Annotated in this window: 17 protein-coding genes; 5 read left to right on the top strand and 12 right to left on the bottom strand. The window is 50.7% G+C overall.

Annotated features, from left to right (window positions below):
• Window positions 1-322 precede the first annotated feature (322 nt).
• The 4 genes from Q0X57_RS02190 to Q0X57_RS02205 all read right to left on the bottom strand — a co-directional run bounded on the left by Q0X57_RS02190 (window position 323) and on the right by Q0X57_RS02205 (window position 5,724).
• Complete coding sequence (locus Q0X57_RS02190) at window positions 323-1,534, bottom strand: tyrosine-type recombinase/integrase (RefSeq protein WP_297726980.1); 1,212 nt, start codon at window positions 1,532-1,534, stop codon at window positions 323-325.
• Window positions 1,535-1,538: 4 nt separating this feature from the next.
• Window positions 1,539-3,179: a sulfatase-like hydrolase/transferase gene (locus Q0X57_RS02195; protein ID WP_297726983.1), complete on the bottom strand. Its 1,641-nt coding sequence runs from the start codon at window positions 3,177-3,179 to the stop codon at window positions 1,539-1,541.
• Window positions 3,176-4,885, bottom strand: a complete 1,710-nt coding sequence (locus tag Q0X57_RS02200) for a phosphoethanolamine transferase (protein ID WP_297726986.1) — start codon at window positions 4,883-4,885, stop codon at window positions 3,176-3,178. Before Q0X57_RS02200 ends, Q0X57_RS02195 begins: the two co-directional genes overlap by 4 nt.
• Window positions 4,886-5,064: 179 nt before the next feature.
• Window positions 5,065-5,724 carry a hypothetical protein gene (locus Q0X57_RS02205; RefSeq protein ID WP_297726989.1) on the bottom strand — a complete coding sequence of 220 codons (660 nt, stop codon included), beginning with the start codon at window positions 5,722-5,724 and terminating at the stop codon, window positions 5,065-5,067.
• 409 nt (window positions 5,725-6,133) lie between these two features.
• On the opposite strand from Q0X57_RS02205, the gene Q0X57_RS02210 reads away from it, so the two are divergent.
• The 5 genes from Q0X57_RS02210 to Q0X57_RS02230 all read left to right on the top strand — a co-directional run bounded on the left by Q0X57_RS02210 (window position 6,134) and on the right by Q0X57_RS02230 (window position 12,102).
• The gene (locus tag Q0X57_RS02210; RefSeq protein ID WP_297726992.1) at window positions 6,134-7,129 is read left to right on the top strand and encodes a hypothetical protein; all 996 of its coding nucleotides are present in this window, start codon (window positions 6,134-6,136) and stop codon (window positions 7,127-7,129) included.
• Between the two features lie 396 nt (window positions 7,130-7,525).
• Window positions 7,526-9,145 carry an L-aspartate oxidase gene (gene nadB / locus Q0X57_RS02215; protein ID WP_297726995.1) on the top strand — a complete coding sequence of 540 codons (1,620 nt, stop codon included), beginning with the start codon at window positions 7,526-7,528 and terminating at the stop codon, window positions 9,143-9,145.
• Window positions 9,146-9,157: 12 nt separating this feature from the next.
• Window positions 9,158-10,015 (top strand): carboxylating nicotinate-nucleotide diphosphorylase, encoded by an 858-nt coding sequence (nadC, locus tag Q0X57_RS02220; RefSeq protein ID WP_297726998.1) that lies wholly within the window; start codon window positions 9,158-9,160, stop codon window positions 10,013-10,015.
• Between the two features lie 57 nt (window positions 10,016-10,072).
• A complete protein-coding gene (gene nadA / locus Q0X57_RS02225; RefSeq protein WP_007365296.1) occupies window positions 10,073-11,005 on the top strand; it encodes a quinolinate synthase NadA in 933 nt (310 codons plus the stop codon).
• A 470-nt stretch (window positions 11,006-11,475) separates the two neighbouring features.
• On the top strand, window positions 11,476-12,102 hold the full coding sequence (locus Q0X57_RS02230; RefSeq protein WP_297727001.1) for a hypothetical protein: 627 nt from the start codon (window positions 11,476-11,478) through the stop codon (window positions 12,100-12,102).
• Between the two features lie 867 nt (window positions 12,103-12,969).
• On the opposite strand, the gene smpB is transcribed toward Q0X57_RS02230, so the two are convergent.
• The 8 genes from smpB to Q0X57_RS02270 all read right to left on the bottom strand — a co-directional run bounded on the left by smpB (window position 12,970) and on the right by Q0X57_RS02270 (window position 20,919).
• The gene (smpB, locus tag Q0X57_RS02235; protein ID WP_007365298.1) at window positions 12,970-13,440 is read right to left on the bottom strand and encodes an SsrA-binding protein SmpB; all 471 of its coding nucleotides are present in this window, start codon (window positions 13,438-13,440) and stop codon (window positions 12,970-12,972) included.
• 26 nt (window positions 13,441-13,466) lie between these two features.
• The gene (serS, locus tag Q0X57_RS02240; RefSeq protein ID WP_297727006.1) at window positions 13,467-14,741 is read right to left on the bottom strand and encodes a serine--tRNA ligase; all 1,275 of its coding nucleotides are present in this window, start codon (window positions 14,739-14,741) and stop codon (window positions 13,467-13,469) included.
• Window positions 14,742-15,296: 555 nt separating this feature from the next.
• Window positions 15,297-15,704, bottom strand: coding sequence for a preprotein translocase subunit SecG (secG, locus tag Q0X57_RS02245; RefSeq protein WP_297727009.1), 408 nt, complete (start codon window positions 15,702-15,704; stop codon window positions 15,297-15,299).
• Window positions 15,705-15,728: 24 nt separating this feature from the next.
• On the bottom strand, window positions 15,729-16,439 hold the full coding sequence (locus Q0X57_RS02250; protein ID WP_297727012.1) for a hypothetical protein: 711 nt from the start codon (window positions 16,437-16,439) through the stop codon (window positions 15,729-15,731).
• Window positions 16,440-16,447: 8 nt separating this feature from the next.
• Window positions 16,448-16,969: an LptE family protein gene (locus tag Q0X57_RS02255; RefSeq protein ID WP_297727015.1), complete on the bottom strand. Its 522-nt coding sequence runs from the start codon at window positions 16,967-16,969 to the stop codon at window positions 16,448-16,450.
• Window positions 16,956-18,173 carry a sigma-54 dependent transcriptional regulator gene (locus Q0X57_RS02260; RefSeq protein WP_297727018.1) on the bottom strand — a complete coding sequence of 406 codons (1,218 nt, stop codon included), beginning with the start codon at window positions 18,171-18,173 and terminating at the stop codon, window positions 16,956-16,958. The genes Q0X57_RS02255 and Q0X57_RS02260 overlap by 14 nt, the downstream gene beginning before the upstream one ends.
• A gap of 196 nt (window positions 18,174-18,369) precedes the next feature.
• Complete coding sequence (locus Q0X57_RS02265; RefSeq protein WP_297727021.1) at window positions 18,370-19,662, bottom strand: hypothetical protein; 1,293 nt, start codon at window positions 19,660-19,662, stop codon at window positions 18,370-18,372.
• Window positions 19,663-19,665: 3 nt separating this feature from the next.
• Window positions 19,666-20,919, bottom strand: coding sequence for a leucine-rich repeat domain-containing protein (locus Q0X57_RS02270; protein ID WP_297727024.1), 1,254 nt, complete (start codon window positions 20,917-20,919; stop codon window positions 19,666-19,668).
• Window positions 20,920-21,830 lie beyond the last annotated feature (911 nt).

The following is a 21,830-nucleotide window of genomic DNA, read 5'->3' on the forward strand; positions in this document are numbered from 1 at the left end:
GGCTTACGCCAGCTGAGTTACAGTCAGCCCCATTTGGCCACTCTGGTAACTGCCCTTTTGAGTCCTTTGCTTGCATTGCTACTCCCCTTTGAAAACCCTCAGATGGGTAGATGGCATCACAAACTGGGTGCAAATATACGAACTATTTTGGAAATACCAAAACTTTTGGGCGAATTATCTTCTCCGAAGTGACTCCTCCGTGTGGGGTATCGGTAACTGAAGAGAGACGTAGATAGTGGATGGCGTGATCCCACCATACACAGACTAGCCACTAACCACCGAAAACTAGTCGTGGTCCACTATCTACTTACTCACCTTTCTACTATTTGTTTTCTTTGGCTCGGTCTATCTGACGCTTGAGTGCATCGATAGCCTCATCAATAGCCTCCTCAAAGGTAGTCGCACCCTTCTCTGCGTAGTGGTCATACCCTGGGACAAAGAGACGAATAGCGGCTATCTTGCCATGCGTAGCATCAGACTTGTCTAGCCGTAGGGTTATCTCAGCCTTGCTAATGGTGTCGTCAAAGCGTGCAAGACGATCTATCTTCTTCTTAGCGAACTCTTGGAGAGCGTCGCTGGCATCAAACTGTAGAGACTGGATGTGAACGTTAATCATAGATGATACTTGACTTTGTGCTCTAGGGTGAGCGTGATACAATTGTTTGAGTTGCTCGAAGGATGTGTGGGTGTATCTAGTGGTCGTCTCTAGATTGCTATGACCTAAGAGCTCTTTGATGGAGGTGATAGGGGCCCCAGCATTGAGCATCTCAGTGGCAAAGGAGTGTCTCAGCGTGTGGGCTCCTCTGCGTGGCAATCCAGGCACTACGCTGAGTGCTTTGTGTACCACTTGATAGACGTCAGCTCCTGAGAGCGGTCTGCACCTCAAAGTAACAAAAAAATATTGAGATGTGCCAACCTTGTGGTCTCGCAAGGTGATATAATCTTGCATTTTCTCTCTAAGGTCCATACCGAAGGGCACTATTCGCTCCTTGCGCCCCTTGCCTACGACACGTAGCGACATGGCCGTGAGGTCTACTTGCTGAGTCTCCAGGCTAGCTACCTCGGCACGACGCAAGCCTGTCTGGTAGATGGTCTCTATGATTAGTCGGTCACGCACAGAGAGGAAGTTGTCTGGCTCTATGGGGATTGTCGCAAGAGCCTCTTCAATCTGCGCCTGCGTGAGGAAGGAGGGTAGCGTGTGCTCTCGCTTGGGTCCCTTCAGATAGCGTGTGGGGTTGCTGGTGACGTGGCCTCGTAGCTGGAGATACTTATAGAATGAGCGCACGGCACTCAGATTCTTATTGACCGTTGTGCTGGTTAGCTCATCGTCCATCTGCTGCATAATCCAGTTGCGTACGAGGTCTCGATCGGCATCACTGGGGCTCCACTCATCGGTAGCCAGCTCTAGTGCGCTCTCCATATAGGACTCGATGGCAGGACGATAGGTGGTGAGCGTGAGCGGAGAGGCATTGCGCTCTAGTCGCAGGTGCTCCATGAAGGCGTCCAGGGTCTGTTCCAGTTCTTGGGTCAGCATGAGTTTATGGTTGGTGACTAATCCCGAGTAGCTTACAGAGCTGTGGAGCAAATTCTCCAAGGTTAAATGGCTTGGTGCACAGCTCTTCTAGATAAGCCTTAATCCTCGGATGAGCGCTCTCCATACGAGGCGATACGTAGGCTAGGAAAAGTGCTTGTCCGATTCTTTCTTTAGGAATCTGATCGGATCGGTATGGATACCACTCGCCAAAGGTCCCAGACGTAGAAAGAAAGAGAATAACTGAAGGCGTCTCAGCATAGTAATCAATTATCTTCTTAAAGATATAATCTTCATAGGAGACTAAGTTGTAGTACTTAGCTAGGTTATCCTTGCTGTCGCCATCGATCTCCGTGGGTGGACCAATGGTATTTCGATTAAAAGTGGCAAACTCCTCAGGAACTCTAAACCAGATGTTGGTGGCACTACCCACTAGATGTATAGTGGAGACGAGAGGAAGCTGCTCTGCTTGGTGTAAATGCTTTAGCACATCCCCATCGTAGGTAGGGCGCGCTGTCGTTGTCTCTAGCCCTGTCCGTAGATTGGTGTGGTAGGAGCGATTGCAGTCTAAGACTAACTGAGGCGTTACGTCTAGACCTATACTTACTCGAGGATAATTGCTCACCCAGTAGGTGTCATAGCCAGCTTCTCGTAGGATGCCATAGATAGAGGGGTATCTATCCCAGCTTACTGTAGATTCTTTAGGGCAAAGACTAAAAGTCCAAGCCTTGGATAGTCCTGGATTGTCAGAAGCTGCATAAGTACTATCCGAGCGAAGAATGGAGCCTGTGGCTATTAACTTATCTAGGATTGGAGTATTCTCATCTATGTGAGGATCATAGCAATGCATCAATTGCGAGTAAAGTTCGTCAACCCATACGATTACTACGTTGTGTGGCTCCTTTTGCAGTACACTTGGAGAGACTGATCCCGCTTTGGGTTGTGTGATATGGTAGTTCAGACCACTCTGCGCTATCTGTCGCTGCACTAAGCCTTGCGCCACGCAGACCCGCTCTGTCGAGGTGAGTCTCTCATAGATCGGATCATTATGGTTGTAGTGGCTTATCATGTTTACAATATGAGAGATGCTCACGGTTAGGAGGATAGCACCCACAGCCCATTGCACTCCACGATGGAAGTGCTTCGACTGGGTGCTCAACTTGTGAAGCTTCCTAATAGCGTATGGGAGAGCGATTGAGAGGGCTAGAGCAAGTGTCAGTAGGGCACACTCACTAAGTAACGATAGCCAATCTAGATGCATAGATGCTAGGAAACCTTGTGCCTCCTCTGGATTAGTCGCCATCAGTGGCTCTATAACTACATCGTTGAATGGCATCTGATAGGTCTCTACTAGAAACCAATCTGTGAGGTGCATCACCAAGAGTCCCCCCAAGAGGACTCCTATCCATATCCTTCTGACCACTCGCCATGGTATCAATGCCGTGAGAAGCCAGCCTGTGAGGGCTATACCCAGCATATTACATAGCAGTCGCCAGTTTTCTAGAGATAGGTATCCGCCAGAACTGTATAGCACAGACCCTACAATGCGTCCATTAAGCCATAAGATTCCTATGATGAAGAGCGGTAACCACGATAACTGAGGTAATCGATTTACTACGCCCTGAGCGTAATTGCTTAGTCTATTCATTGTATCTGGCTAGGGTATTTAGGTTCGAATGTTATCTCCTCGCCCCACTCATGCACCTCTCGAGGGCGAGTGACGTCATACTGAGCAGACCAAAGTTCTATCTGGGGGGAGGAGTAAGGAACTTGTATCCCCATTAGGCCAAGCAGTGAGTTGGTGAAGAGATTCGTTATGAAAGGTCTATGACAGGCTCCCTTGATGAGCTTTACAATGTCTGGATTCTCTGCCATAAATTGATCTGACATATATACCATAAAAGGGATGGAGAGCGAACTCTGTGTCATGCTATGGGCAGTACTGTGAGGCTCCAGAGGATCATCGTAGCGAGTTACTGCATGGTCGGACATGTATATGACAATTGAGGAAGTGTGACTGTAGTAACGGATGATCTCGTTAACGATCCAATCATTGTACAGTACAGAGTTTATATAGTGAGCTGACTTCTCCGCTTCTTTGGATAGGAGGTGAGGCTCTATAGGGAGTATGTCTTGTGCCTTAAATACTCTAAACTGCTCGGGGTAACGATCTTTATAGTCAATATGACTACCCATTAGGTGGACTAGGGTGAATAGATTCTCTTTTCCTTTCATTGCAATTGTCTTGTAGTCTTGCAGTAGAGGGAGGATCTGCTCATCATGCTTCTTGTTTTTGGGACCTCTATCCCACAGCCAGGAGACGGTAGAGTCAAGCATATCCGTGCTAGCCAGCGTGTCTGAGGTGTTTGCTATAACCGTAATGTCTGTCATATACTCTCCAGCCACCTCTTGATTGGTTGCCCAGTAAGTGCGATAACCTGCTTGTGAGAAGGCTAGAGGGAGTGTTGATGTCTCATCCCAAGGTTGATTAGGGTTGCTCACATCTCTGATGGAGAAAACCTTGCGCAGAGATAAAAGCGTCGTAGGGGCGCAAGAGACTACATCGTCGTATAGTATGAGACTACCAGCCTGTACGAGAGAGTCTAGATGGGGTGTATCTTCGAGTGGATAGCCGTAGCAGTGCATATCCAGCCGACGTAAAGACTCGCCCATGATAACGACGACATTGTGAGGTGAGCGGACTTGATTGGTGAGCGTCACTTTTGGAAGGTTATTTCTTAGGTAAGCCAGTTTCTCCTTGGCGTGGCGTACGGTCTTTAGTCCTCCACGAGTCGTGGCTATATACCTATTAACCATATCAGCCGAGCGGTAATAATCATAAGACTCTTGTAGCCTGACATCGACATCTCGTTGAGCCCGCACTGTGACTACTATATATGTGGGTACAGCAAGTAGTAAGATGCAGGCGATCAGACGCCAGGGGCGGAGTGCTTCTCTACGATAGTGATAGAGCCATATAGCACCATAGGATGAAAGGGCTAGGAGGAGTAACCAGCCAGTCGCTTTAAGCCAGCTCATCGGGGGGATGGAGCTGAGGAGTAGACGACTATCCACTCCTTCGCCAGGGAGCTGACGGTACTGTAGTGCAACGCTGTCGTTGAAAAGCACTTGCACATCGGTAATTAGGTAGTACTCATATATGAAGAGGAGTGAGAGGAGCAAGACTACGACACCTGATAGTCCATAGCGTATCAACTTACGCTGAGGTAGAGAGACGAGCAGTACGCAACTCCCTACAAGGAGCACACTCCCACCGAGCCAATTGACCAAGATTGCTCCATCGATCATTTGATCAGATGTGTACAGGTATAGACAGAGCAAAAACAACTGCATAAGGGGAAGAAAGAGAGTAAGAAAGGTCTGCTCCCGCATACGCCTCCAGATATTGCTCAGTCGCATTTGTATTGATCGCTTCATGTGATATTTAGATGGTTGTCCCTCGGTTCTTTAGTTCTTTGCAGGCGAAGGACTGTGAAGTTGAGAACCGCAGAAGTTTATCAATGAAGGTAGTGCTACAGAAAGGGTTGTGGACGGCCACCGCCATCACGCATGAGTCGGATGTTAACGCCTGGCGCTGTGCCACGGACCCCTCTGATGCGCTCTGTGAAGGGGTCGTACTCGATCCGTATGTCGCCGATCTCGGTGATGCGGTTGGAGAGAAGGTCGTATCTGATGCTGTAGTCTCCGATCCTCCTGATACGCTCCGAGAGGAGCTCGTACTCAATCTTGCAGGCTCCAACCTGCTCTAGCCGCTCCGAGAGTAGCTGGTATCTAAACCGGTAGGGGCCGAACTGGCGCACACGCTCGGAGAGTGGCTCGTACTCTACTCGCCACCCGTAGGGGATCTGGTAGACGCCCTCACGGTAGGAGTAGACGAGCTGTCCTCTCGAGTCGTAGATGAAGAGGTCCTCTAGCTGTCCCTCTCTGAGCACAAAGAGTAGCTGCCTATTGAGTAGTATGCCGACACGCTTGCCCGAAGCCCCGGCACCGATAGTTGTCGAGGGCTCTTGGTGGGGGGCGGGGCGACTATTGAGGTACTCCCAGGTGCCATTGGGGTAGAGTATGACCTGATCCCCATCGCTGGTGATGGCGCGCACTTGTGCTGTCGCACAGACCGCCCCTAGGAGTAGCAGGAGGGGCAGTAGGATGGCTCTTATGGTAAGGTGTTGCATAGTCGTAGCGCTCTAGATGTCATACGCAAAGGTAGTAAAATCAAGTCAACGGATGGGAGAGAGGACGGTCATCTTTTCGTGTCCGAGATAGCTCCCTCGGTGAGAATTTGGGAATCTCCAGGGAGGAAACGAAAATTCTTCACGGAACTGGGAAATAAAAGTTCGGAAGAATGAAATGAAACTTCGGAAGAAGGATTTCAAAGTTCCGAAGAATTTCTCCGTCCCTCACTGGAAAATCAAAGATCCCCACGGAGGAATCCTTTGATTTCCTCGGAGGTTACTATGAACGACCTCTTCGCCGAGGAGTAATTCTTGCGAAGAAAGGATTATTTTAGTACGAAAATATTCGTATATCGAAATAGTTTCGTACATTTGCGTCGTTATTCATATCAAACTACTGTACAATCATATGAACACCTCTACGCAATCATCAAGTTTGCAGCCTAAGCTTGCCTGGAAGCAGTCTCTGCTCTCCTTCCTTCTTGTCTTATGCTTGATGCCTCTAGGACACGCATTTATGATCCTTATGGAGCTCCTGATAGCGCCTGCCGTACTGCCTTATAGCGCTTTCGGGCTGGGGCTACTAGGACTAGCAATCGCTGTGTGTGGCGTCTTTGCTAAGAAAGATACTCCTCAGACGCTCTGCGGACTCATCGGGGGGCTGCTCCTGTGGACTGGCTGGGTCGAGTTCCTCTTTATGTACTACGCTCAGCGCTTTGGCGCACACCCAGAGATCCTCAATGGGGTCATAACCACTACAACGACCTATGTGCAGGGGATTGCGACAAATCCTGTCTTGTCTATCGACGGCGTACCTGTACAGCACATGCATGATATCAAGGATATCGTCGTGACCAGACCTGAGTACCTACTGATGCCGGCGTCGTTTGGCTTCTGGGTGTCGATCATGCTACTCTATATATTTAATGTACGTACGGGGTGCAACTTTATGCTCTGGTGTCAGCGGGTGCTCCTTGGCAAGAAGCGTGACATCGTGGTGCGCTCGGGCATGACACGTCACCCTGCTATGGTGACCTTTATGGAGACGATGATGCTCCTGTGGACCTGCTACTTGCTGCTGATGTTTTGCTATGATCCGCGCTTCCTCGGGCAGAGCCATCCAGTGACTATCGCCGTGGGGGTGGGGTGCTTCATCAGCTTCTTCTTCATCTTTCGCAAGCAACTCGCTCGCAAGCAGTGGGGCGCTAACATACGTATGGCGATCCCTGCGGTCATCGTCCTCTGGACGCCTGTCGAGATACTGGGGCGCAACAACCTCTTTAACGAGATCTGGATCGCTCCGCTAGACCATGTGGGCGAGATGATCGCCATCCTCGTCACCTTCCTCCTGATAGGTGGCTATCTCGCATGGCATCGCAAGAGACAAGCCAAGAAGGGAGCTTAGCTACAGCAATTCATTTGCCCCTAGGATAGACTTCCTTCTGGTGAGTCCCCATATCAAGCTACATCTGAGACCACTGCATGGATTACTTATCAAGGTCTCTACTCGGTTTGATTGGTGATCGAGTGTAGCTCTGGAGGGACTCCCAGAGGCGAAGCTGTCGGCTAATTCTTTGAACTTTGCGAAATGCTCTGCGTAGGTGTCAGAAAGTTAGTTGTGTAAGTGTAATTGCTTTGTGAGCTTTGCAAATTCATATGCTTTTGTGGCGAAATATATGCTAGTGGTGCCGTAGTCGCTCGTTGGTAAGAATTATTTCACTACATTTGCCACCGCAATAGTACTCTGCGGGATATAGCTACAGACTCTGCGCAGTACGACTTAACGGGCAATAATGGGAATATGAAACTGCAACAATCTCCTCAGCGATATGATTACATCATCATAGGTGGTGGCCTAGCGGGGCTCTACTGTGCTTACTTTCTAGCGCAGCATGGCTCGGTAGCCCTCATCGCTCGACGCACCATCGAGGAGAGCAACTCCTACTATGCACAGGGGGGGATGGCTGCTGTCACCGACCAGCAGGACTCGCCGACGGATCACTACGAGGACACGATCGTAGCGGGGCGTGGGCTCTGCATCCCCGAGGCGGTCAAGGTGCTGACGGACGAAGCTCCCGATCGGATCAATGAGTTGATCCAGATGGGTATGACCTTCGACAGCGAGGATGGTCATCTAGCCCTCGGTCTAGAGGGGGGGCATCACCATCGTCGCATACTCCACGCTGGTGGCGATGCTACGGGACGGATGGTGACTACCTTTATGATTGAGCAGGTCAGGAAGGCGCAGCACATCACGATCTTCGACCATCACAGTGCCGTGCAGGTACTACGCTCGGCTGATGGGTCGCACTGTCAGGGACTAGTGACCTATGATGAGCGCGCACATCACTACGACACGATCCTCGCATCGGCTGTCGTACTAGCCACAGGCGGGGCGGCGGCGCTTTACTATCCCACGACCAACCCTCCTACGGCTCTGGGCGATGGCTTGTGGTTGGCCAGCGAAGTGGGTGCCGAGCTGATGGACTTGGAGTTTATCCAGTTTCACCCCACAGCTCTCTATCTGCCAGGGTACGCTTCTTTTCTCATTAGTGAGGCGGTACGTGGCGAGGGCGCTTACCTTGTGGACAAGCACGGTGAACGCTTTATGCCGGCGCTACATCCCCTTGCGGAGCTGGCTCCGAGAGATGTGGTGGCGCGTAGCATCTTCCTCAAGATGCAGGAGGAGGGTAGTGACCACGTACGGCTGAGGCTGAGACACATTGACCCGAAGCGACTGCTACAGCGCTTCCCCACCATCACGGAGCACTGTCGCCAGCTGGGACTAGACATAACGGACGAGATACCGGTGGCTCCCGCAGCGCACTACACGGTGGGGGGTATCGGCGTGGATCTTAACGGATGCACTCGTCTACCTGGACTATATGCTGTCGGAGAGGTCTCCTCGACGGGAGTCATGGGCGCCAATCGCTTGGCTTCCAATTCGCTCATTGAGTGTATCGTCTTCGGCAAGCGGATCGCTAACTATGCGATCGCACACCAGACCACGCCTACTGAGACTGCAGCGCTTGCGACCCCGACGAACCTCCCCGACCTGTCGTGGAACCTAGACAAAGAGCAGCTCTATGCGCTAGAGCAGCAGGCAAAGATCAATCGACAGATAGGCGACATCTTGATGAGCAAGGTGGGGATCATCCGCTCTAAGGCGGGTCTGACCGAAGCACTACAAGCGCTACAGCATCTCTCCGATATGCTGGCAGAGGATGCGCAGCATAGTATCCACGCCTACATGACCCGCAGACGTGTAGAGGTGGCGCACATGATGGCTCACGCTGCACTACTGCGTGAGGAGAGCCGTGGAGGTCACTACCGAAGCGACTACACAGAGACATTGCCTGAGAGTGAAGCTTATCGAACGAGGCTCCTCAATGGGCAGATAACACATCAACCAATCAATTAGCACACAAGAGGTATGACTGATATATACAACAGCGAGGAGTTTGCCACCCTCATAGAGCTAGCTTATCGTGAAGATGCTCCCACGGGAGACCTATCGACACGTTACCTACTGAGCGAGAGCGACCGAGCCATCGCCACCCTGATAGCCAAGGACGATGGTATCATCTCTGGTCTGGATGTCGCTTATATGGTCCTCTGTCGGTGCACTCCAGAGGAGGAGATGACCTTTACATCAGAGTATGAGGATGGCGACGAGGTACGCAAGGGCGATATATTGGCCACCATTGAGGCTCCTTATGCGGATCTGCTACGGGCTGAGCGTATCATGCTCAACTTCCTCCAGCGTATGAGTGGTATCGCCACCTATACGTACCAATGTGTGCAATGCGTGGCAGGGACCAAGACGCGTATCCTAGACACACGTAAGACTGTCCCTGGACATCGACTCACGGACAAGATGGCGGTACGCCACGGTGGTGGTACGAATCACCGTGCTTCGCTCTCTGATATGGTGATGCTCAAGGACAATCACATCGCCATGGCGGGTGGTATCTTGCCTGCCGTGGAGGAGGTGCGTCCTCATCTACCTATCTCTATACGTATTGAGGTGGAGACCTCTACACTGGAGGAGGTGCAGGAGGCTATAGACGCGGGTGCTGACATCATCATGTTGGACAATATGGACCTGGAGACGATGCGTCGTGCCGTCGAACTCATCGATGGTCAAGCTGAAGTGGAGGCTTCGGGCAATATGACGGCCGAGCGCCTAGCTGCCGTTGCTGCTATCGGCGTGGACTACATTAGTATAGGAGCATTGACTCACTCGGTTCGTGCTTTCGACATTAGTATGAAGATCAAGCCGATTCAGTAGAGAGGCTTTCGCTCCTACACACACACTACCAACTACACACTAACTGACTACTTACACATGACACAACAACAGATAGAGGCTCTCTACGCAGAGATCCGTACGCTCAAGGAGCAGAAGAATGCGGTCATCTTGGCGCACTACTACGCTCGCCCTGAGATACAGCGCATCGCAGACCACCTAGGTGACTCACTGGCGCTTTCTCAGATCGCTGGTCAGACGGACGCAGATATGATTGTCTTTTGCGGGGTAAGCTTCATGGGCGAGACGGCAAAGATTATTTCGCCCAATAAGAAGGTGCTCTGTCCTGTACCACACGCTGGCTGTACCCTCGCTGAGGGAGCTACCGCTGAGGGGATCAACACTTGGCGCGTCAAGCACCCCGACGGCATTGTGGTTAGCTATGTCAATACGACAGCGGCCGTCAAGGCGGTCACCGACTACTGTGTGACGAGTGCTAATGCGCTGAAGATCGTACGTGCTCTACCCACGGGCCAGCCAATCCTCTTTGGTCCTGACAAGAACCTCGGACAGTACATTATGAATGTGACGGGACGGGAGATGGATCTATGGCAGGGCGCTTGCTACGTGCACGCTGAGATCACCTCCGAGCTGGTTCATACGATGCTGGATCGCTATCCCGAGGCGGAGATCCTGATACACCCTGAGTCGGTAGCGGCTAGCGACCAGTCTATCGTCGACAATCCTCGTTGCATCATCGGTTCTACCACTACGATCATCAAGCAGCCCAGTGTGTCTCACCTCAAGCAGTATGTCATAGCTACCGAGCCTGAGATCCTAGCCGAGATGACCCGACGCTATCCTGACACGGAGCTGATCCCGATCCTCCCCGATCAGACTTGCGAATATATGAAGATGATCACCCTCGAGGGACTCCGCGACGCACTCCTCTACGAGCAGTACGAGGTGCATGTCGACGAAGAGCTCCGTCAGAAGGCGTGGCGCTCCATCGAGCGGATGCTCCAGTTCTAAAAGACCGTACTGGGGTACAGCTATCTCAAAAACAAGAGAAACGGATTAGTCGTCTTTCTCGAGAAGGCGGTTAATCCGTTTCTTATTTACTCCCAAAGGTTGTTCCGAGCGAAACGACTAAACTCCAGCTAGATAGCCAGCGCGATCGGAACATTTGTGGTGTGTTGAGCTCGAAGTCGCTACGCTCACACGCGGTACAAGACTAGCGGAGTGTAGCGAAACAATGTTGCCACTTGTTCCTTTCGAAAGAGTTTTGTAATTTCGCCTTTAGAGCAGGGAACGAAAGGATGCATACTTCCGTTTCATCTTGACTGAGGGCACTGAGGCTGTGTGTCGCTCTTCAAGATCCGATTACCTATGACTAGCTGTACTCGAAAGAATGGCGTAGACCCCACTTCGTTATCAAAGGGGTGCTGACTTAAGACCAAACGTAAGCCACTCTCATATCATAAACCTCAATCTGTATTGGAATGGAAACAAGTAAATGGACCAAGTCTGGACTACTCATTCTAGTCCTCCTCTGTAGCATCTCGCTAATTCATGCCCAAAACAAACCTAGCCTAGACTACACCGTACGAGGTGGTGCTGGCATTGTCACCCCGACCAATAATCTCCTATCGCCTATAGTCGCTAATGCCTCTATGGAGGTGAGCGGTTGGCTGAACAACCACTGGAAGGTGGGCGGAGAACTCTCATATACTCAGATGGAGCTCAAGAGTACACAGCCCCTGATCCCTCATAAGGAACGCCTGCTCAACCAACTATTCATAGGTCCCTCTATTGCCCTTAGTAGTCTGCGCGACAGTCGCTCAGGCTGGAGCGCTCAGGGCTCTCTCTCCATCGGCTATACCCTGCTCTTTAGGGACAAAACGAAAGATAGTGCTACGCTACTTGGCGACTACGATGCGTTCAACAATCTGCAGCACGGCTTCGGGTCAAATATCTCGGTAGACGTGCGTAAGAGCATCGGACACTATTATGTAGGTTTAGGCTATGTATACAGCTCTCGTATGATACAAGTGGGACCAAAAGATCATCACACCACGACCTTTGTCTCTATGGGTATGCCTCAGCTCGTCTTTGGCATGGCGTGGTAACCCATTCGCTCTCTAAACGACAGCTTCCGACAACAGCCAGAGACACAACCAAAAAGGGGACTCAACCGCTTACTGTAAGTGGCTGGGGAATCCCCTTTTGATTTATTGCTGGCCGATAAAAGTCAGAAAGGGGAGTCATGTATAGCTGGATGTACAGCACTAATACACGAATAGGCTATCTGGAAGCACAGGTAGTCCTAAGTCTTGTCTGAGACTGTCAGACAATGCTTGATCTCTCTTTTGAGGATAGGGCGGTTGTAACCACTTTCGAAACTCCGAAAAGTACAGCGTGCGTTTCTCTTTCATCACATAATACTTATCAAGCAAGGTGGCTACAAATTCGGCAGGTAGTCTACCTGCTTCCACCTCTCGCTTCAATAAGTCATAAGTCTGTGGCTCTATCAACCTTTGAGGATTATGTAGTAAAACGGCAGGCAGGGCTTCGAATAGGTATCCGAAAGAGTCGTTGTACTTCCCCAAATCGTTGATGTACCCATAATGCTCGATGAGCCAAATTGCCTTTGAAAAGCAGAGGCTATCAGTATGGAGCTTGAAAGCCCGACTGTTTGTCCGGTAAAGGTTGGAGTTGTCTCTAATCCCTTGATCTAAAGCTCTAATTTCAGCTAGTGTTATCGCAATACTATCCAATCGTGTGACCTCCGAGACGGGCTTGCTCTGATGATCTAAATTGGTCGAAACAGGAGCACACGCTGTCAAGAGACAAGCGATAATTGTAAATGCAAATTTAATACGCCTCATATACAGTCTGAGAGAACACACTTTCGTTAGTTGAACTATCCTATTTGCTTGCGAATCATGAGATGCTTGCTATGATGCTCCTCGCTAGGATCTGTTCGTTATGGCAGGTTAGAAGCGCATCGCACGCTCCAGACGTCGCTTGTCCTCGCGGTCTCGTATGGAGGCGCGCTTGTCGTACTGCTTCTTACCTCGAGCGAGTGCAACGACTAGCTTAGCGAGTCCGCGCTCGTTGATGAAGAGACGCACGGGGATGATCGTCTGCCCAGGGTTCTTCATCTCCTCCTCGAGCTTGCGTAGCTCCTTGCGGTTGAGTAGTAGCTTACGCTCCCGTCGCTCCACATGGTTGTTGTAGGAAGCGTAGCTGTACTCCGCTATATACATATTCTTGATCCACAGCTCCCCATGCGAGAAGTAGCAGTAGCTATCCACGAGAGCCGCTTTGCCCGCACGTATAGACTTGATCTCGCTGCCGACGAGTACGATACCTGCGGTGTACTGGTCGAGGAGCTCATAGTCATAGGTAGCGCGCTTGTTGCGTATGTTGATCGCTCGGGCGGATTGCTTGCCTTTCTTAGCCATAGGGGGTGTGGGTTAAGGGCGAATGCTTAGTCTATCTTGTCAAAGCCTGTGTAGGGTCTCAGAGCCTTGGGGATGATAATGCCCTCGGGGGTCTGATTGTTCTCCAGAAGCGCAGCTACAATGCGTGGCAGAGCGAGGGCACTACCGTTGAGCGTGTGGCAAAGGGTTATCCCCTCCTCAGGGTCACGGTAACGACACATCAAGCGGTTAGCCTGATAGCTCTCAAAGTTGGACACAGAGCTCACCTCAAGCCAACGCTCCTGCGCAGCTGAGAAGACCTCAAAGTCGTAAGTCATCGCACTCGTAAAGCTCAGGTCGCCACCACAGAGGCGAAGGATACGATAGGGGAGCTCAAGCTCCTCGACGAGGCTCTTGACATGTGCGATCATCTTGTCGAGCTGCTGCCACGAGTGGTCGGGGCGATCGATGGAGACGATCTCTACCTTGTCAAACTGATGCAAGCGGTTGAGCCCGCGCACGTCCTTGCCGTAGGAACCCGCCTCACGACGGAAGCAAGGCGTGTAGGCGGTGCAGCAGATAGGGAGCTGGTCTGCCTCAAGGATGACATCACGGAAGATGTTTGTCACAGGTACCTCGGCCGTCGGGATGAGGTAGAGGTTGTCCAGCTGTGCGTGGTACATCTGCCCCTCCTTGTCGGGGAGCTGACCAGTGCCGATGCCAGAAGCCTCATTGACCATGATAGGTGGCTCCACCTCCATAAAGCCCGCTGCGGTGGCTCTGTCGAGGAAGAAGTTGATCAGGGCACGCTGTAGTCTCGCTCCCTTGCCCTTGTAGACAGGGAAGCCTGCACCCGTGATCTTGACTCCCAGCTCGAAGTCTATGAGATCGTACTGCTTAGCCAGCTCCCAGTGTGGTAGCTTGGCTGTATCCTCTAGGTGAGGCATCTCACCACCCGTAGCTACGCATAGGTTGTCCTCGGCAGAGGTGCCGTGAGGCACGTCGGGGTGTGGCAGATTAGGCACGGATAGGAGGAGCTGTCGCATGGTCTCCTCAGCCTGTCGCATGGTCTCTTCGGCCTGCTTAGAGATCTCCTTGAGCGTTTGTACCTCAGCTTTGAGCTGCTCAGCCTCTTCGCGGGCCCCCGCTTTCATCTTCTCACCGATGGAGCGTGAGAGGAGCTTCTGCTGAGCTAGACTGTCGTCCTTCTTGTGCTGTGCGTCGCGTCTCAGCTTGTCCTGAGCGATGATAGCTGCTATGGGCTCTTCAGCGGGAAAGTGCTTGACGGCGAGCCGCTCGATGACTCCCTGAGGGTCATCCAATATTTGTTTGATGGTAAGCATTACCTATTCTTTAGTGATTACGTGTGAGGTGCTTGTTGCGTCTAGCGACAAGCTATGCTACAAAGGTACAGTTTCTTCTGCATTTGTAGGCACAACCCAGGGCTGTCGCATTATAGCGAACGAGAGCATCTACGTCTCTAAGACAGAAATCGAGAGATGAAGGAAATCAATAAATTCATCCGTAGATATTCTGGATTATCTAGCGAGGAAACGAAAAATTCTTCCGAACTTTCATCTCATTCTTCCGAACTTTCATTTCATTCTTCCGAAGTTTCATTTCCCAGCTCCGTGGAGAATTTTCGTTTTCTCGTGAGCTATTGGGAAATTCCTCGGTAGATATCGGACTTAGCGAAGATGTATGAGTATTGATAGCGCTATGAAACCAAGCTCAATCCACATATCCTAGACTTGTTGTCAAGCGTAGTTTGTGCAGTACCTAGATATAATGCGTCAGCCTTGAGGCACGACCAAGGGAAGAACCCACACAAGAGTGAGTCCTCCCCTCATCAATATCTGACGAGCTGAGCTACCTAGCTGGCGATGCCTGGACAGGCTTTACTCAGCGGGCTGCGTAGCCTCGGGCTGTGCCTCAGGAGCAGGAGCTGGGGCAGGAGTCTCAGCTGCGGGAGCTGCAGCACCAGCGCCTGGAAGTGGTAGCGTAGCCTCTGGCTGCTGTGGTAGCAGGGGCTCACTCTGCTGAGACTTCTCAATGAAGCTCTCGCCCTGATTACCCTGTACTTGGGGCTTGATGAAGAATGAGCTGGCAATGCTGAGCACGACCATAGCTCCTGCAAGCGTCCATGTTGCCTTCTCGAGGAAGTCGGTCGTCTTGCGTACCCCCATGTACTTATTGCTTTCGCCGAAGCCTGCTGCTAGACCACCGCCCTTAGAGTTCTGGACGATGACGATGAGAATCAGCAGGATAGCTGCGATGAGGATCAGGATGGTTAGAAAGATTTGCATGTCTACTATTCTATGAATGCGTATTTATGAATGAGAAGCGTTGTCGATTAGCTTCCCAAGAAAGTCCAATTGAACTGCAAAGTAACTAATTTTTTCTGGAAACTTCAAGCTTAGCCCCTCAATAATTTGCTTTGCGCGCTCGTAATGCCCCTGTTTGATGTAGATAGAGGCTAGAGTTTCGGTGAAAAGCATATCGCTCGGCTCTGATTCGTCAGAGGACGTCACGATAGGTTGTGGGGCAGGGGCTGGTGCAGGCTCGCTCTCGGCGGAGTCTGTGGGGATTAGCCCTGAGAGTGTCATATCTGAAGGCGCCGACTCGTACTCCGCTGCGGAGAAATAGTCTGGGGTGCGCTCCTCCGTGGGGAGAGCCTCCGCAGAGTCATACTCCAGATCGTTCGAGAGAGGACCCTCACGCTCAGCCACTTTGCGCAGATATTGGTCTACGAGGGCAAAGGAGTCCGACGGATCGTGCGCCAGCACTGGTGTCAAGTCCTCTAGGGGCATGTGTAGTCGTGCCAGTAGGTAGAGCTTCTCTCGGCTAGGTAGGTGGGGTGCCCAGCGTTGTAGTTCCGCCTCATAGCGCAGGTCGCCCAGGATCGACAGATTGAGCAGGTAAAGCATGACGATGCTCTGCGCATAGGGATAGGTCTCCACCAGCTCAGCCAGTGGCGAGAGCGTGTGGCGACTAAGCTCCTCAGGGTGCGCCGTCAGCCTATTCAGCTCGTCTATCGTCATCGTCTCCATCACCAGTCCTCTACCGTGGCGTTAAAGATCTGCTTGACAAGATCATCAATCAGCTCATTAGCTAGCCCCTCCTGAATGTCTGAGAAGAGGTTGTTGCTGTCAAACTCTTGCGAAGAGGTAAAGGTACGTCCTGAGAAACTCTTTTTCTCATCCACCATATTGGTGTAAGAGACGCGGACCGTGATTGTAAAGCGTGTCATCGCAGAGAGCGCATCCTCCTGCATAGCCATAGGTGTGAGCTCGTAACCTACGATGGCCCCCTCAAGAACCAAGTCCCCATTCGTCTGAACTGGTTCAAGACGTGTGTTGCGTCTGAACTGCTCCCTTAGGCGCTCCGAAAACATCTGCGACAGGGGCGGATAGACTAGAGGAGCCTGATTGGGAAAGTCCTCGATTGTTACAGTCTTGATGCGGGTGTAGTCAATGGTGGCTCCGTTGAACTTATAGCTGATTGAGCAGCTCGTCCCCATCAGTAGAAGCATCACGACACCTATTATATATAGTAGCTTACTCCTCCCCATAGCTCTGCAGTTTGCGGTACAGCGTGCGTGGAGATATGTTTAGCTCTTCGGCAGCCTCAGTCTTATTGCCTCCGTGTCGCTCCAAGGCACGCATGATGAGTATGCGCTCCGCCTCTTCAATGGTCATCGGTTTATCTGGCAGGGGAGGCTCCTCCATAGGTGTCGCCACGAGTTCGCTGTCAGGCTCGGTCACCTCTTCGGCATCGGTATGCATAGGCTCCATCTCGGTAGGTACTAGCGTCGTATGGATCGGCTCATAGTGAGGCTCCTGGCGCATCGTAGCGATGGTTTGCTTGAGCGAGGTGATGTCTCGCTTCATATCAAAAAGCACCTGATAGAGTATCTCCCGCTCATTGGCAAAGCTACGCTCCTCCGACTGGCGTCCCACAGGAACCAGCGAAGTGCTCAGCTCTTGTGTCTTGTCAGGCAGGTAGCCACGGAGGTCCTCAGCCGTCAGATGACGGTCATACTCTAAGATGCTGATGCGGTCAGTCAGGTTGCGTAGCTCACGTATGTTGCCTGGCCACGGGTAGCGCCTCAAGAGCTCCTCCGCCTCAGGCGTGATCTCTAGCATGGGGATCTGGTTCTTCTCGGCACTGAGCGAAGCAAAGAGCTTGAAGAGCAGGACTATATCCTCCTGTCGCTTACGTAGTGGGGGAACCACAATGGGGACCGTGCTGAGACGATAGTAAAGGTCTTCGCGAAAACGTCCACGAGCGATCGCTTCTTGTATATTGACGTTGGTTGCAGCGACCACCCGCACATCAGTCTTGAGTGGCTTGCTAGCACCTACAGGGATAAACTCTCCCGACTCCAGCACGCGGAGCAGACGAGCCTGCGTGGCGAGCGGTAGCTCTCCCACCTCATCCAGGAATATGGTGCCACCGTCCGCCTCCTCAAAGTAACCCTTGCGGTCAGAGATAGCGCCAGTGAAGGAGCCCTTGCGGTGACCGAAGAGCTCAGAGTCTATCGTGCCCTCGGGGATAGCGCCACAGTTGACCGCTACATAGCCCTGATGCTTGCGGAGGCTGTAGGCATGTATGATCTTGGGAAAGAACTCCTTGCCGACACCGCTCTCGCCAGTCACCAGTACAGATAGGTCTGTCGGGGCGACCTGTACGGCCGTCTCAATAGCTCGTAGGAAGCTCGGATTGCGTCCCACGATGCCAAAGCGCTGCATCACCTGTTGTAGATCCACATTCATAGGGACAAAGGTACTAAAATGAGCGATACCATCTCCCCTTTACTTATTGCTGTCCAATAAAAAAGTGACCCAGTCAAGTCTGCCAAATAGAACTCACGATACGAATTGCCACTGCGGTCGGATGTATACGAACCCCTAGTAAAAGAGTACAGTCTCTAATGACTAGATGGTGTACTATTTCCTAACTTGTTTGTGATTACGGATGATATAGTTTTGCAGTTAGCTGTGTGTTGACAGTTAGAAGCAACGGTCCCGAGATGTGCTCGGGAAGCTGGATGAGGAGCTCGCCACTGAGTGATGATTTGCCTGTGTATAGAGACTCTCCTCGTAAGTTGTAGAGAATTACTACACTATGCTCTGGCAGTCCAAATAAAATCAGCGACTCACCATCCCATCGGAACTGTATGGACGATGTCTGGGAGACGGTTTCTATAGCTGTAGTAGCTCCCTCGTATGGAATCCCTTGATGGTCATTAGCTCCTCCACAATAGTCTAGAACCTGCCATCCCTTTTGGGTTGCTTGTGTAGCGGATGTTGTGGTGCAGACATTTTCCTCGTCTTTGTTTCGTGTATTAACCGCAATGAAGCTTCCTAGAGTAGCAGTGCGCTTCGGAAGAGATGCTACTAAGTCGGTCATAGCTTTGTCTTGAAGCTTATTCCCATGGACTGCTAGCTTGTTCAGTCGGGGCATATGGCTACAGTCAAGTGTCTCCAAGCGATTGTCCTCACAGTGTAGCCAAATCAACTGGGGCAACTCTCGGTATGACAGTTGAGCTATCTGATTCTTATAGCACCATACAACCTCTAGCTGTGAATTGTTTGATAGGTCTAAGCTATGTAACAGGTTTTCACTGCACCATAGCTTCTCTAGGAGAGTGCAGGAGCGCAGGTCAAGCTCCTGCAATTTGTTTCTATAGCACTTGAGCGTCTTGAGCTGTGCCAGGGCGGATAGATCTAGCGCTGTCAGCTCATTGTTTGAGCAGGTCAGCTCCTCTAGATGTGTCATAGAGGAGAGGTTTAGCATAGATAGCCGATTGTTGGTACACTTGAGCTGTGTCAAGAGTGGCTTGACAGGGAAGGTGATTTGGGTTAGCTCGTTGGCGAAGCAGGCAAGCTTCGTCAGAGCTGGAGCTTGGGTTAGGTCTAAGGAGGTAAGACTATTCTGAGCGCAGTCAAGCTCTACGAGAGAGGAACAGTCGGTGATGGTGAGAGAGGTTGGCTCGGCTTGCGAGACTCTCAGAGACTGCACGTCACCTGATATGACGACTTCACGAGCTGAGAGCGTGTACTCGTGAGGTTCCTTGCTAGAGGGGTAGTGCTCCTTGACTCCGCTTAGTGTGATCTCACCTTGATAGGCGATGGAGAGCTGAATGGTCGCACCTGGCTCTCGCAGTGTGGTAAAGCGGATGGACTGAGCAGAGAGCCCATAGCTCCCTACGAATAGGGTAGCTATGAGACTGAGGGTGTATACGAGATGATGTCGTAGCATAAACTAGGGTACAAGAATCTTGTAAGAGTTAGAACCAATGAGCAAAATGATCGTGCGACTAGTCATACTGGAGAGCTGTATGTGATGCTCCCCATCAAGAGAAGGCTCTGCGCAATATAAGATAGAACCATTGACAGCGTATAGTGTCACGGTGTCTGACTCAGCTCCTGTGATAACAAGCGTGTGATCTGCAAGGAGTGCCACCTGAGGACGATCTCTATGGGTTATTTGAGTCGTACTTGTGAACCCCTCAAAAGGCACTCCAGCACCATTGTTGATGCCACCTTGAAAATCCTTCGGAGTCCAGCCCTTCGCTTTAGCTAGTTCTATGTCCGATACCATTGGGTGGTTTAGCTCTTTAGGTGCAGAGCTGTTGATGAGCATCAAGTTCTCATAGGTATCCTGAGGTATCTTGTGCAAGGAGGTCACTAGAGCTGTCATCTCCTCGCCTTTGATTTGGTTTTCGTAACAGTATAGCTCTTCGAGGGCTCTGTTTTTGCTTAGATCTAGTTTGCTTAGTAGATTGCCTTGACAGTGTAAGTTCTTCAGCATCTGGAGCGGAGTTAGGTCTAGCGTGGATAGTTGGTTGTTTGGGCACTTTAGCGTTATTAAGTAGGGGACAGCACCTAGCTCTAATGAGGCTAAGCTGTTATTCCCACACAGTAATTCCTCTAGATTGGGGACTCCAGCTAGGTCTATTTGCTTTATCTGATTGTTTGAGCAAGCCACTCTAGTCAAGTAGTCTATTTTCCCTAGAGAGAGCTTGGATATCTTGTTGTTGGAACAATCAATGCCTGTTAGAGATGTGCAAGCAGATAGATCTAGTTCAGAGAGACTACAACCGTAGCACCAGAGGGCAATGAGGTTTGTGGTATGAGATAGGTCTAGAGACTGGATCCCCTTATTGTTGCTACACCACAACTTGCTAAGGTCTGGTGTTGCCGATAGGTCTAAAGAAGTAATTTGATTGTTGGAGCAGATGAGTACTTCTAAGCGAGGAGCCTCTTGGAGGTTTAGTGCCTTAATCTGATTGTTACTACAGTCCAGTACGGAGAGTTGGTTGCAATTGGATAGCTTAAGGCTTGTGATCTGAGCATCTGTACATTCGAGCTCGGTGAGAAGTCCCTTGATAAGAATTGACTGCGCTGTTATAGTGTACTCTTGCTCTAGGTTGTTGCTAGGCTTTTCTTCTAGCCCCGTAATAGTTATCTCATCGACGTACTTGAGCTTCAGTTTGATCTTAGACCCGATAGGCAAGGAGGTCTCAACGGTTACACTAGGTTTTTGCTCTGTGGATGGCTCTACAATGTTAGAGTAGTCTTGAAACGCTTCAGCTTGTTCATAAAGATCCTTAGACCCCTTAGGTATTAAGAGAGTCCTCTTTTGGAGAGTCGTGCGATCCAAGCAACTCTCAAGCGCACCGTCTACTACAAGAGAAAAGGGCTTGTAGCCTATAGTTTTGATTTGTTCTTGTAACTTGAAGTCACCTCTTAGAGATGTCCCACCATTTGACAAAACTTGTCGTAAAAGCTGTCCCCCCTTATGATCTAATCTTAGGTTATGGTGACCAGCCCAAGCCCCAGACGTACTGAAAAGTAGCATCAGGGTCATACAGAGTGTGCGAAGAGTGAGCGACGATTTCATATCGTGTTTTGCTTAATGATTAGTTATGATTAGTGATTAGTCGTTTGGATTAACCTATAGGGCTATGTGAAATGAGCGATACAACCACAGTTGATGTCTAATTGTATCACTGACCTAGGCTTTAGATGAGTCTCTAGGGCAGACGGTGCCTTAGACTCCTCTCAGCGTATGTGTAGAGGTGTGGTTGTCTAGCTCATATTTAGCTGTTCTATTTGGCGGAGTGTGGTGAAAAATGTCTATTTTGGAAAAGACGCGCTAAGGTACAAATAGTTTTTTAGAGTGAAGTAGCCTTGGAGTCTTAAGTTCTGAAAAATTTGATGAGTAACCCGCTGTCTGCAGAGTCCAAATGTAAGTAAAAAGAGGAGTAGTCGTGGGGGAGCGGGGAGGAAAGGTAGACTCACACCTGTGGCTACTCTAGAGGGTACCAGCAAGGAATTTGCGAAATGGCTCGGTAGGCGTTTGGAATCGCTCAGCGAGGAAACGAAAAATTCTTCGGAACTTTGATTTGCTTCTTCCGAAGTTTC

The organism is uncultured Porphyromonas sp., from assembly GCF_947254915.1.
Classification (GTDB): Bacteria; Bacteroidota; Bacteroidia; order Bacteroidales; family Porphyromonadaceae; genus Porphyromonas.

Bases quoted from the DNA above. Each gene is read 5' to 3' on its own strand.
- Q0X57_RS02260 (WP_297727018.1), bottom strand. From the start codon at position 18,173: ATGAATGTGGATCTACAACAGGTGATGCAGCGCTTTGGCATCGTGGGA.
- nadA (WP_007365296.1), top strand. From the start codon at position 10,073: ATGACACAACAACAGATAGAGGCTCTCTACGCAGAGATCCGTACGCTC.
- Q0X57_RS02250 (WP_297727012.1), bottom strand. From the start codon at position 16,439: ATGACGATAGACGAGCTGAATAGGCTGACGGCGCACCCTGAGGAGCTT.
- nadB (WP_297726995.1), top strand. From the start codon at position 7,526: ATGAAACTGCAACAATCTCCTCAGCGATATGATTACATCATCATAGGT.
- Q0X57_RS02210 (WP_297726992.1), top strand. From the start codon at position 6,134: ATGAACACCTCTACGCAATCATCAAGTTTGCAGCCTAAGCTTGCCTGG.
- secG (WP_297727009.1), bottom strand. From the start codon at position 15,704: ATGCAAATCTTTCTAACCATCCTGATCCTCATCGCAGCTATCCTGCTG.
- nadC (WP_297726998.1), top strand. From the start codon at position 9,158: ATGACTGATATATACAACAGCGAGGAGTTTGCCACCCTCATAGAGCTA.
- Q0X57_RS02205 (WP_297726989.1), bottom strand. From the start codon at position 5,724: ATGCAACACCTTACCATAAGAGCCATCCTACTGCCCCTCCTGCTACTC.
- smpB (WP_007365298.1), bottom strand. From the start codon at position 13,440: ATGGCTAAGAAAGGCAAGCAATCCGCCCGAGCGATCAACATACGCAAC.
- Q0X57_RS02255 (WP_297727015.1), bottom strand. From the start codon at position 16,969: ATGGGGAGGAGTAAGCTACTATATATAATAGGTGTCGTGATGCTTCTA.
- Q0X57_RS02190 (WP_297726980.1), bottom strand. From the start codon at position 1,534: ATGCTGACCCAAGAACTGGAACAGACCCTGGACGCCTTCATGGAGCAC.
- Q0X57_RS02265 (WP_297727021.1), bottom strand. From the start codon at position 19,662: ATGCTACGACATCATCTCGTATACACCCTCAGTCTCATAGCTACCCTA.
- Q0X57_RS02230 (WP_297727001.1), top strand. From the start codon at position 11,476: ATGGAAACAAGTAAATGGACCAAGTCTGGACTACTCATTCTAGTCCTC.
- Q0X57_RS02195 (WP_297726983.1), bottom strand. From the start codon at position 3,179: ATGAATAGACTAAGCAATTACGCTCAGGGCGTAGTAAATCGATTACCT.
- serS (WP_297727006.1), bottom strand. From the start codon at position 14,741: ATGCTTACCATCAAACAAATATTGGATGACCCTCAGGGAGTCATCGAG.
- Q0X57_RS02200 (WP_297726986.1), bottom strand. From the start codon at position 4,885: ATGCAGTTGTTTTTGCTCTGTCTATACCTGTACACATCTGATCAAATG.